The 12,306-nt window shown below is 73.5% G+C and carries 5 protein-coding genes; 2 read left to right on the top strand and 3 right to left on the bottom strand.

Annotation, left to right across the window (positions count from 1 at the left end; translation table 11 throughout):
- Positions 1-40 precede the first annotated feature (40 nt).
- On the bottom strand, positions 41-217 hold the full coding sequence (locus EF879_RS27335) for a hypothetical protein (protein WP_158624233.1): 177 nt from the start codon (positions 215-217) through the stop codon (positions 41-43).
- A gap of 291 nt (positions 218-508) precedes the next feature.
- Between EF879_RS27335 and EF879_RS21380 the strand changes: the two genes are divergently transcribed.
- Entirely contained in the window at positions 509-1,354 is an 846-nt protein-coding gene (locus EF879_RS21380) for an ABC transporter ATP-binding protein (protein WP_123561419.1), read from the top strand.
- A 117-nt stretch (positions 1,355-1,471) separates the two neighbouring features.
- Here the strand turns inward: EF879_RS21380 and EF879_RS21375 are convergent, their stop codons facing one another.
- Complete coding sequence (locus EF879_RS21375; RefSeq protein WP_199736553.1) at positions 1,472-2,518, bottom strand: PHB depolymerase family esterase; 1,047 nt, start codon at positions 2,516-2,518, stop codon at positions 1,472-1,474.
- A gap of 162 nt (positions 2,519-2,680) precedes the next feature.
- A complete protein-coding gene (locus EF879_RS21370) occupies positions 2,681-4,450 on the bottom strand; it encodes a hypothetical protein (protein ID WP_123561415.1) in 1,770 nt (589 codons plus the stop codon).
- Positions 4,451-5,089: 639 nt separating this feature from the next.
- Here EF879_RS21370 and EF879_RS21365 point away from each other — a divergent pair.
- Complete coding sequence (locus EF879_RS21365; protein WP_233604642.1) at positions 5,090-12,304, top strand: type I polyketide synthase; 7,215 nt, start codon at positions 5,090-5,092, stop codon at positions 12,302-12,304.
- The last annotated feature ends 2 nt before the right edge of the window (positions 12,305-12,306 follow it).

Below are 12,306 nucleotides of genomic sequence, written 5' to 3'. Positions count from 1 at the left end.
GTGCTCCGTCCCGGTGGCGACGGGGTCTCCCGGTGGCCCCTCAACGCCGGCGTCTGCCGAGCAGGTAGCCGGCGACGAACGCCAGCCCGACCGCGTACACCGCCGGTCGGACCAGGGTCGTCGCCAGTTGCCGGGTTCCCTGCCGGGGGTCGGCCACGGTGCCGGCGAGCCCACCGAGGGCGCCGGTCGCCACGTCGTCGATGCGGCTTCCCGTCACTGTGCCCGCCTCCCCGGCCCCACCGCCTGATCCCGCCGTCGCAGGGCAGCTACCCGCGCGAAGCCGCAGCAAACACCCACGGCCCGCGGGCGGGGGGCGCCCTACCCCCGTCCCGGTTCCCCGCCGGGAAGATCGGGAAGGCGGGGTCCGGAGATCGGGAAGGCGGGGTCCGTTGCCGGGGCGTCGGCGGCGACCCGACGTACCATCGCTCCTCAGCCACGCGGAGGAGCCCCCGGTGATCCGTTCCGTGACGTCCTCCGCCGGCGCCGCACAGGCTGAAGGAGGCCCCGGTTGACCGAAGCACCGCGCCCGGAGGTGCTGTCCGTGCAGCACGCGTCGCTGCGCCGCGACGGCACGCGGATCCTGCACGACGTCAGCGTCGTGGTACGCCGGGGCGAGCACTGGGCGCTGCTCGGGCCGAACGGCGCGGGCAAGAGCACCCTCCTCGGCCTCTGCGGCGCGCTCATCCACCCGACCACCGGGGTCGTGCACGTTCTCGGGGAGCGGCTGGGACGGGTGGAGCTGCAACGGCTCCGCCAGCGCATCGGGCACGTGAACCCCCGGCACGCCCCGCGGTCGGCGCTGACCGTTCGCGAGGTCGTCCTCACCGGCGTCACGGGCACCGTGGAGACGCCGCCCCGGTGGAAGCCCTCACCCGAGGAGGCGGACCGGGCGGACGACCTGATCGACCGGGTCGGGCTGAGCGGGGTGCGGGAACAGGCGTGGCCGACGCTGTCCCAGGGCGAGCGTGGGCGCGCCCTGATCGCGCGGGCGCTCGTCTGCGATCCGGAGCTGCTGCTCCTCGACGAGCCGTCCACCGGGCTGGACGTCGCCGCCCGCGAGCAGCTCCTGGACACCATCGACCACCTCGCGGCGGCCCGCCCCGCCCTGACCTCGGTGCTGGTCACCCATCACCTGGAGGAGCTGCCGGTCAGCACGACCCACGCGCTGCTGCTGGCGGCGGGACGTGTCGTCGCCGCCGGTCCGATTCATACCGCCGTGACGACCGCCACCGTCTCGGCCGCCTTCGGTCACCCGATCGACGTCTCGTACCAGGACGGCCGCTGGTCCGCCCGGTCCGCGCGCCGCCGGCCCGCGCTCGCCGACCTCCCGGCGACGGCCCCGCATTCGCGGTGATGGCCGGCGCGGGCGTACCGGAGGTGGACCGGGCCCGTGCCGACCACCGGGGGAAGGCAGGTCGATGGTGATCCGGTTCCGGAGGGCCCGCGCCGGCACGTCCGGGTACCGGCGGGCTCAACCCTGCCGCGCGTGGTCGGCGAAGAAGGCCCAGATCACGTCCGTGGCTGCCAGCGTCGTGACCGGCGGGTCCAGCCCGAGCAGGCGCTCCGCCGCGGTCAGCGGCGCCGCACCCGGCCACTGGTGGCCGGCGCCGGCGATGGTGATCAGCTCGACGTCACGCCCGTCCGGGCAGCGGGCCCGCGACGTGGTCACGGTTCCCTCGGTACGCACCTCCGGGTCATGACACCTCGCGATCTCCCGCCATCTGTCGATCTGGTCGGGCACGGGCGCACCGCCGATCTTGACGGGCAGCAGCCCGACCCCGCCGTTGTCCAGCTTCCCCGGCCGGCCGTCGTAGCGCACCAGGGAGTCCGCGGTGCCGTGGATGTGCAGCACGGAGATCGGTGCCGGGTCCGGGCACGGGCCGAGGAGTTTTCCGGCCACCACACCGATCGCGGCGAACGTCGTGGTGTCGCAGGCCAACCGGTACGCGAGCATCCCGCCGTTGGAGATCCCGGCGGCATAGACCCGCTCGGCATCGATCGGCAACCTGGCGGAGATGGCGGAGACCGTGGCGGTGATGAAACTGACATCGTCGATGCCCTCCCGGACCGGTGGTCCGCAGCAGCTCTCGCTGACCGCCCACGACTGGTGCAGTCCGTCGGGGTACGCGACCACGAAGCCGTGCCGGTCAGCCACGGCGTTCCACCCGTACGCCGTCTCGGCCTGCCGGCCGCTGCCGAGGGCACCGTGCAGCACCACCACCAGCGGCACCGGCTTCGCCAGGGAGAGGGTGGCCGGGCGGTAAAGCCGGAACGTCCGTGGCCGGCCGTCCACCGTGAGACGGTGCGTGGACGAACCGGCGGCGACGTCCGGGGCGGGGGCTTCGGGCGTGGTCGCCGCCGTGGGGACGCCCCCGGTCGGGGCGGTCGGCGCGCCCGCCTCCCGCCGCGGTGACCGCACCAGGTCGCAGCCGAGCGCCACCGCGAGGACGCTCGCGGTCGCCAGCGCCAGCACCGCGGCGCGGCGGATGATCTCCATCCTGTGGGATCGCCGGTCCATGGCGCCTCCTCCCTCGGGGGTGGTCCGGTATTCGTTGGTGGCCGGTCGGCGTCCTGCGCCGACCGGCCACCAACGTCATGACGTCGGCACTGCCGCGGATCACGGTTCTTCGTCGCGGAAGGTCCATGCCGGGCGGCGCCGAGGTCACCTGGCGCCGGATGCCTAGGAGCCGGTCACCGGCAGCCGGATCAGCTCCCAACCGCCCTCGGGGACATCGTCACCCGGATCGGTCCGGAGGTTCATCGGATTCGCCATACCGAGATAGATCGCCGACTGGTCGGTCGCCATGGTCCGGATCCCGTAGTTGAGGTAGTTGCCGAGCCCCGTGGTGTCCACCGGCTTGGCCGCGCCGTGTGGCTTCTCGAACACCCACAGGTCGGCGCCGTACGAGGTCGGGTTGATGGCGCCGTTTCCGCTCTGCACCCCGCCGTTGTAGTCCGCCGGCAGGTCCTTGGCGAGATAGCTCCAGTCCATGGTGCCGATGTAGAGCGAGCCGTCGGCCACCACCATCTTCCAGGTGTAGTTGTTGTAGCTGTTGCCGAATCCCGCCGCGCCGTACCGGGGCTTGTAGCCGGTCGGGACGAGTTGCCATGCGCCCGTCCCGCCGTTCGCCGTCGGGTCGTACGCGGGCAGCGCGGCCGCGCCGTAGAGCAGGTCGGCCGCCGCCCTGCCCTCGTCGAACCTACTGGCCCGGAAGATGCTCGTCGCCCGCTGGGTGTACTGCACCGCGGCGCTCTGCTGCTCGGCGGTGGGCTGGTAGCGGGCGATGTGCGCCTGGGTGGCCTTCATCGGCACGTGCATGGTGCCCCAGTAGAGGTTGCCGCCGTAGGAGGCCAGGCCGCCGAGCCCGTACGTCGCGGCGATCACCGGGTCCGGCTCGTACTGGGTCACGTTCCACACCTGCGTCCAGGACAGGGCGTCCGACCTGGTCAGGCCCCGCCTGCCGGTGGTCAGCCACGGGCTCATCCACACGCCGGCGATGTTCCCGCCCTCGACGCTGCGGGCGACGCTGGGCCAGGTCGTGACGAACATCCGGCCCTTGTGCACGATGAGGTCCGCGACCTGGCCCGGCAGGCTGCCCACCACGGTGAACTCGAACGGGCTGGACTTGCTGCCGGTCCAGCGCAGCACCGCGCCACCGGAGTCACCGTCCAGCCCGATGCCGACACCGGCGTAGAGCGCACCGTCCGCCGACAGGAAGCTTCGGACGGTGCCGTACTCGGGGAGGGTCGTGGACCCGAGGTACCGGCCCGACGCGCTGTCGAAGGCGAACAGGTTGAGGCCGAGCGGGCTCGGCCCGCCGAGCAGCACGACCCCCTGGTGCGCACCGGCCGCCCGGATCCCCACCGTCGTGTTCAGCCGTTGCCGGTCGAGGACGGACCTGGCGGTGATGGCTCCGGTCTTGTCGGTCAGCTTCCGGGACGACGTGTCGTAGAGGTAGACCTTCGGCGGCCGCCAGTCACCCCAGGCCGCCGGGATCATCGGGTACTGCGCCCGCAACGAGCTCTCGCCGTACTCGCACACGTAGTCGTCGTTCTGCACCGGCGTGGTCGTCGTGAGACTCATCCCCATCGTCAGGCAGTGGACGTTCGCGGCTGTCCCGAACCAGAGGTGGTTTCCGGCCCGGGCCAGGCCCCACACGTATGCCTGGTTCACCTTCGGCTGCCCGATCTCGCATCCGGCACCCCCCTGTTGCGGGGGGCCGAGCCCGACGAAGCATTCGTCGGGTACGGCCTTCGCCAGTAGCTCCGGTGTGGCGGCCAGCGCTGCCAGTCTCTGGCGCACGTCGGCCGGCTTGCCGCCGCGGAGGCCCTTCTCCACCGCCGCGTCGGCGACGCCGCGCGCGGCCGGCATGGCGGCGAACGCCAGCGAGGTAGCCATGACAGCGGCGGTGGAGAGCAGAGACCGGGCGACTGTCCGGGTCCTGTCCATGCGTGTTCCTTTCGTGGATAGCGGTTCGCGCGTGGCTGTCGCCACGAACGTCGGCAGGGAAATCGGAACCGCCTGATGGGCGGTGCGCGCTGGTACGCGGAGGTGACGACCCGGGGCGAGGGATCGCGGATGGCGCGCCCCGGCGGGGAGCGTGGTGGCCGGTGCCGCCGGGTCCCGGCAGCCGAGGATCACATCACCACAAACCAGCAATAGGTCGAATGACTGCTGTCATCGGTCTCTCCGGATGAGGCGGGTGATAACTGGCTACATCATGACGGTAGCTCATGATTTGGACGATACGTGCATACTGCTCGGAATTAGCCGCTTCAAGCGACAAAGCCGAAAAAGTCCTCCGGATCCGGCCGGAACGCACACCGGCGCCTCGGCCGACGCACACGCGTCAGGTCGCGCGCCGACGGTTCGGATGCCCGGGGACGAACAGGCCCTTCCGGGATGGCGAGAACGGTCGAGAAAAGACAGAAGGAAATTCGCCTTTTCACTCTTTAGGGGCTATGACCTGCAAAAACGTCGCGAACCGACGTAAGCTTGCAGGAGTCACCACGATGCCCGGGACACCGCGTCGGCACGGCGGACGAGGCGGTGGGGGCACCGTCCCGCCTGCTCAGTGACGGGAGTTCCATGAGTACTGCAACCGCCGGGAATGATCCGGTCATCGTCATCAACCCGTGCGGCGGGGTCGAGCCTGGCCCACGGATCGTGGCGGCTGCCGGTGGTGCTGGCGGCGTGGGTGTGCTCGACCTCGTCCGGGGTGACCGTCGGGCGTTGTGGGCGCTCGAACGGGCGGCGGCATGGTCGGTGACACCGATCGGCGTACGCGTACCGGCGGGTTGCACCGCCTCGGTGACCGACGTGGAGCGGGCCGCGAAGGGCCGCGTGGGACTCGTGGTGCTGCCGCCGGACGGCGCGTGGCCACTGAGCGAGACCGCGCACCGGTACCGGGTGCTGGCGGAGGTGACGAGCCGTACGGAGGCGCGGGCGGCGGTCGCCGCCGGTGCGTCCGGGTTGATCGCCCGCGGTTCCGAGGCCGGCGGGCGGGTCGGTGAGCTGAGTTCATTCGTCCTGTTACAGCAGTTGCTCACGGATGAGGCGCTGGACGTACCGGTGTGGGTCGCCGGCGGGATCGGGCCGCGCACGGCCGCCGCATGCGTGGTCGGCGGGGCGGCCGGCGTCGTCCTGGACAGTCAGTTGGCGTTGATGCCGGAGTCGGATCTGCCGGAGGACGTACGGGCCGTGATCCGGCGGATGGACGGCTCGGAGACGGTGCTGTCCGACGGCGTACGCGGGATACGCCGCGACGGACGGCCGGACGGCACCGGCGAGGTGCTCCCGGTCGGGCAGGACGGCTGGTTGGCGGCGGTTTTCCAGCAGCGCTGGCGGAGCACCGCGGCGGCGGTACGCGGTATCCGCGCGGCGATCGGCGACGCGGTCTCCGACGCCGCCGCGGGCGGGCTGTTGGCGCCGGGCGCGCCGTTGGCCCGGGCCCTCGGGGTGCGGATCCCGGTGGCGCAGGGGCCGATGACGCGGGTCAGCGACGTGGCGGCGTTCGCGGCAGCCGTGGCCGGGGACGGCGCGCTGCCGTTCATCGCGCTCGCCCTGGCCAGCGGCGAGCGATCCCGACAGATGCTGCGCGAGACCGCGCAGGCGCTGGGAGAACGCCCGTGGGGAGTGGGGGTGCTCGGCTTCGCCCCGGAGGAGGTCCGCGCCGCGCAACTCGCGGCGGTGCGGGAGGTCCGGCCACGGGTGGCGATCATCGCCGGCGGCCGGCCGGCGCAGGCCAAGGCGCTGGAGGCCGAGGGCATCGCGACGTTTCTGCACGTGCCGTCGCCCGGGCTGCTGCGGCAGTACCTGCGCGCCGGCGCGCGCCGGTTCGTCTTCGAGGGCGCCGAGTGCGGTGGCCACGTGGGACCGCGGACGAGCTTTCCGCTGTGGGAGGCCCAGGCGCTGACCCTGGCGGAGTTTCTGGACGAGGCACCGGCCGGTACCGCCGCGGACGTACAGGTGTTCTTCGCCGGTGGGGTGCACGACGCGCGGTCGGCGGCGATGGTGGCGACCTTGGCGGGACCGCTGGCCCGACGCGGCGTCCAGGTCGGGGTGTTGCTCGGCACCGCCTACCTGTTCACCCGGGAGGCGGTCGAGTGCGGGGCGATCCGGCCGCTGTTCCAGCGACAGGTGATCGCGGCGACGGGTACGGCGGTCCTGGAGACGGCGCCGGGACACGTGACCCGCTGCCTCCCCAGCCCGTACGTCGACGACTTCCACCGGGTGCGGCGGGAGTTGGTCGCGGCGGGGGCGACCGGCCGGCACGTGTGGGAGCGCCTGGAGATGCTCAACGTCGGCCGGCTACGGATCGCCAGCAAGGGCCAACGGCGCGACGGCGCCGCGCTGGTCGCGGTGGACGAGGCGGGCCAGCACGCCGAAGGGCTCTTCATGGCCGGCCAGGTGGTCGTGCTCCGTGACAGGCAGACGACCGTGGCCGACCTGCACCACGGAGTGACCGTCGGGGCGCAGCGCTTCCACACGGAGCGGCTCGCGGCGCTGGCGGCGACGGCCGGGCCCGACGCCGGTCCGGCCGAGCCGGTGCCGGCGGCGCCGCTGGACATCGCCATCGTCGGAATGTCCTGCGTCTTCCCGGACTCACCGGACCTGGCCAGCTACTGGCAGACGATTCTGGGCGGCCGGGACGCCATCACCGAGGTCCCCGCCCAGCGGTGGTCGGTGGAGACCTACTACGCGTCCGAGGTGGAGCCGGGGCGGGCGGGCCGGGTCAGCGTGTCGAAGTGGGGCGGGTTCATCGCGCCGGTGCCGTTCGACGCCATCGGGTACGGCATCCCGCCAGCGGCGTTGGCCAGCATCGACCCGACCCAGCTGTTGGCGCTCGAGGTCGCGCACCGGGCCCTCGTCGACGCCGGGTACGGCCCCGACGTGCCCGGCGTCGACCACTCCCGCACGGGGGTGGTGTTCGGTGCCGAGGCGGGCAGCGACATGGGGCACGCGCAGACGCTGCGCACCATGCTGCCGGCGTACCTCGGCGAGGTTCCCGCCGTGCTGGAGGACCAGCTTCCCACGGTCACCGAGGACTCGTTCCCCGGCGTACTGGCGAACGTGATCGCCGGGCGGGTCGCGAACCGGCTGGACCTGGGCGGACCGAACTTCACCGTGGACGCGGCGTGCGCCTCGTCGCTGGCGGCCATGGACGCGGCCTGCAAGGAGCTGGCGGCGGGCACCAGTGACCTGATGATCTGCGGCGGCGCCGATCTGCACAACGGCATCAACGACTACCTGATGTTCACCTCGGCGCACGCGCTGTCGCCGACGGGTCGGTGCCGCCCCTTCGACAGCACGGGCGACGGCATCGCGCTCGGCGAGGGTGTCGCCTGCGTCGTCCTCAAGCGGCTCGCCGACGCCGAGCGCGACGGTGACCGCATCTACGCGGTCATCAAGGGGATCGGTACCTCCAGCGACGGGCGGGCACTGGGCCTGACCGCGCCGCGTGCGGAGGGACAGCGTCGGGCGCTGGTCCGGGCGTACGCGCGCAGCGGCATCTCCCCGCGGCAGGTCGGACTCGTCGAGGCGCACGGCACCGGCACCGTCGTCGGCGACCGCACGGAGCTGGAGACCCTGACCCGGCTGTTCGTCGAGGCGGGTGCCCGGCCCGGCGGCTGCGCCCTCGGCTCGGTCAAGTCCCAGATCGGCCACACCAAGTGCGCGGCCGGGCTCGCGGGCGTGATCAAGACGGCGCTCGCGCTGTACACGGGGGTTCGGCCGCCGACCGTCAACCTGACCCGCCCCAACCCCGCCTGGGACCCGGAACGCAGCCCGTTCGCCTTCTTCACCGAGGCCCGGCCGTGGAGCGCCCCGGCCAGCGAACGATTCGCCGGGGTCAGCGCCTTCGGCTTCGGCGGCACCAACTACCACGTGGTGCTGGCCGCGCACCCGCGCACCCCGGAGCCACGGCACGCGCGCCAGGAGTGGCCGGCGGAGCTGTTCTGCTTCCGCGGCCCCGACCGGGCGGCGGCGCACCGGGAGATCCGGAAGCTGCTCGCCACGCTCCGGACCACCGACCGGTACGGCCGACCGTGGCGGCTGCGCGACCTGGCCGCCACCGCGGCGGCCCAGACCGACCCGCGGTCCGGTCCCGTCCAGGTCGCGATCGTCGCCCGCGACCGCACCGAACTCGAGCGGCTGCTGAACCGCGCGACCGCCGGTGACCACGACCCCGGACAGGGACTCGTCCAGCCCTCGACGTCCCCGGACTCCGGCTCCGGCGGGCGGGTGGCGTTTCTGTTCCCCGGACAGGGCAGCCAGTATCCGGGGGCACTGGCCGAGCTGTTCGTCAGCTTCCCCGAGTTGCGCCAGTACCTCGAGCTCGGCCGGGAGTGGGCGGACCCGCTGTTCCCGCCGACCGCGTTCGATCCCGACACCGACGACGTGCAGCAGCGCCGGCTCCGCGACACCCGGCTGGCCCAGCCGATTCTCGGCATCGGCGGACTCGCCGTCGACCACCTGCTCCGCCGGCTCAACATCCATCCCGACCTGACCGCGGGGCACAGCTACGGCGAACTCGTCGCGCTCTGCGTCGCCGGCGCCTACGATCCGGCGACCCTGCTGCGGCTCAGTACGCGACGCGCCGACGCGATCCTCGCCGCCGCCGGGGACGATCCGGGCACGATGGCCGCGATCACCGGCACCGCGGAACGGGTGAGCGAGGTCCTGGCCAGCGCCGGCCTCGCCGACCAGGTCATCCTGGCCAACCGCAACGGGCCCACGCAGCAGGTGATCTCCGGCCCCACCCCGGCGGTGCGGGAGGCGATCGGCGTGCTCAAGGCCGCCGGGCTGCCGGCGCGCGGTCTCAACGTCGCCTGTGCCTTCCACAGCCCGCTCGTGGCGACCGCCGTGGACCGCTTCGCGCGGAATCTCGCCGTCGAACCCGTCACCACCCCGACCATCCCGGTCTGGTCCAACCGCACCGCCACCGTCTACCCGACGGACCCCGACGGCCTGCGGCACGAACTCGCCGCCCAGCTCGGAGCCCCGGTCCGCTTCGCCGAACAGATCGAGGCCATGTACGCCGCCGGTACCCGTACCTTCGTCGAGGCCGGTCCCGGGCAGGTCCTGACCGGCCTGGTCCGGGCCATCCTCGCCGACCGGCCCCACCTCGCCGTCGCCTGTGACCGGCGTACGGGCGAGGGGCTGCGCGACTTTCTCCTCGCCGTGGCGCAGCTGGCCTGCGCCGGTGTACCGGTCCGGATCGGCTGGCTGTTCCACGGCCGCGACACCGCCGTGGCGGTCACGACCGACGCCGGCAGCCGCCCATTTTGGACGGTCGACGGTCAGCTCGTCCTCGATCGTGACGGCCGCACCCTGCCCGGCGGCATGACGCCCCCCCGACCCAGCAAGGAGTTGTCCATGACCGCGACAGTCGAGCCCACCGCCGACGACCACGACGGGCGAGCCGGGCACGACGGGCGAGTTGGCCGGGATGAACTGCTCGCCGAGTTCCTGCGAACCAACCGTGAGCTGATCGCCGCCCAGCACGAGGTCATGCTCGCCTACCTCGGCAGCGGCGACGGTGGACATCCCCACGGACGGGGGCCGCGGACAGCCCCGGCGGCGTCGGCGGTCGACGCCGTACCCGTCGTGGCGGGACCGCGGGTGCAGGTGCCGCCGGCGGCCAATCGGGCGAGCCAGGCCGGCGTCGCGTCGGGTGGGGCGCACCAGGGGGTGCCGGCGCTTCCCGGGACGGCGAACGCGTCCGTACCGATCTCGCCGGCGCCGGCGAGTCCCCCACCCGCACCGGCTCCGCCGGTGCCGGCCACCGTCGGCCCGCCCATCCCGCTCCCGGCCGGGCCCACGCCCGCCCCGCCGCCGGCGTCCGGAGCGACCAGCACCGGGGAGGCCGAGGCCAGGAGCACCTCGGCCACCACCGCGGTCACCGCCCTCGCGGCGGCCGCACCCGGCTTCGACCTCGAGGCCGCGGTGCTGGCGGTGCTCAGCGAGCGGACCGGATACCCCGCCGACCTCATCGAACTCGACCTGGACCTCGAAGCCGACCTCAGCATCGACTCCATCAAACGAGCCGAGGTGGCCGGCGAGGTGGCCGCCCGACTCGGCCTGGCCACCGACGGCGACGAATCAGACCTGGAAGACCTCGTCAAGGCCCGGACCGTACGCGCCATGGTCACCTGGCTCACCACCCGGGTCAACGCCGCCGTGACCGCGACGGTTCCCGCAGCGCCCGACGCGGTACCCGCCACCGCCGCGTCCTCGGCCCGGGCGGCACCCGCATCGGCCGTCGCGGCCGCCGACGGGCAGCCGCGGTCGAGTCCGGCCCCGACAGCCGGCAGCCCGGGGGTGGTGGCGGGTGGCTCTCCGCGCGGGATCGCGCCGACGCGGATGGTGTCCACGATGGTCCCACTCCCGGACACCCCGCGGCGACCGGCGGCGCTGCTGGCCGGTGCCACCCTCGTGGTCACCGGAGCCGGTCCGGCGGCCGTCCGGCTGGCCGACCTGCTCCGCCGGCACCAGGCGACCGTCCGCACCGGTACGGCGACCGAGCCCGGCAGCCTGGACGGCGCAGCCGGGCTGGTCCTGCTCGACGGGCTGACCGGCGGGGCGGAACCGCTGCTGCCCGGCGCGTTCGGGCTGATCAAGCAGGCCCTGACGAGTGGGATGCGCTGGGTGGTGGCGGTCGTCGACCGGAAGGCCGGTGTGGCCGGGGACGGGCTACGCGGGCTGTTCCGCACCATCGTCCGGGAGTACCCGTCGACCACCGCACGCCTGGTCCTCGTGGACGGCACGGAACCCGCGGAGCGGCTCGCCCAGCAGACCCTCGACGAGTTGCTCGTCGAGGGCGAGGCGCCGGTGGTGGACCGCAGCGGCGGCGGACGGTACGGGTACGACCTGACGCCGGCGAGCCTCGGGCCGCTCGCGGCGGGTGGCGCCGGCCCGGCCGGTGACGGCGTGGCCGAGGCCCGGGCCCTGGGGCTGGACCAAGACTCGGTGGTGCTGCTGGTCGGTGGGGCGCGTGGCATCACCACCTGGTTCGCCCGTGCCCTCGCCACGGCCGCCCGGTGTCGGATCGAGCTGGTCGGCCGTACGCCGCTGCCGGACGGTCCCCCGGACCCGGTGTTGGCGAACGCCACGGACGTGGCGGCCGTGCGCGCGGTGCTCGCGCGCCAGCGCGTCGGTCCGCCGGCCACGATCGCCCGCACGGCCCAGGCGATTCTCGCCGGTCGGGAGGTCGAGAGCACGCTGCGGGAACTTGGCGAGTTGGGCGCCAGGGCGCGCTACCACACCCTCGACGTCCGCGACGCACCCGCGACCGAGCGGCTGGTCACCGCGATCCACGGCGAGTACGGCCGCCTCGACGGGGTGGTGTACGCCGCCGGGGTGCTCGAGGACAAGCTGATCGCCGAGAAGGATCCGGAGTCCTTCGCCCGGGTCTTCGAGACCAAGGTGACGGGCGCCCGGTCGACGCTGGCCGCGCTGGACGGCCTGGGTGACCGGCCACGATTCGTGGTGCTGTTCGGCAGCATCGCGGCGCCGTACGGCAGCCGCGGCCAGGCCGACTACGCGGCGGCCAACGACGCCCTGGAGGCGATCGGGACCCGGTGGGCGGCCCGCACCGGCACCCGCTGCCTGACCGTCCACTGGGGACCGTGGGCGCCGGTCGAGGGGCACGGCGGCATGGTCACCCCGGAACTGAGCCGGGAGTTCGCCCGGCGTGGCATCGGTCTGATCGACCCCGAGGAGGGCGCGCTGAGCCTGCTGGGTGAGCTGGCCTGGGGCGACCCATCACTCACCTCGGTCGTCTACACCGCCTCCGGCTGGTGAGC

This window comes from Micromonospora sp. HM5-17, assembly GCF_003762835.1.
Taxonomy (GTDB): Bacteria; Actinomycetota; Actinomycetes; order Mycobacteriales; family Micromonosporaceae; genus Plantactinospora.
This window is presented reverse-complemented; position numbering and strand designations above follow the sequence as displayed.

What these genes read in the sequence shown, in the direction of transcription:
- EF879_RS21375 (WP_199736553.1), bottom strand. Translation starts at nt 2,518, where the DNA reads ATGGACCGGCGATCCCACAGGATGGAGATCATCCGCCGCGCCGCGGTG.
- EF879_RS21370 (WP_123561415.1), bottom strand. Translation starts at nt 4,450, where the DNA reads ATGGACAGGACCCGGACAGTCGCCCGGTCTCTGCTCTCCACCGCCGCT.
- EF879_RS21365 (WP_233604642.1), top strand. Translation starts at nt 5,090, where the DNA reads ATGAGTACTGCAACCGCCGGGAATGATCCGGTCATCGTCATCAACCCG.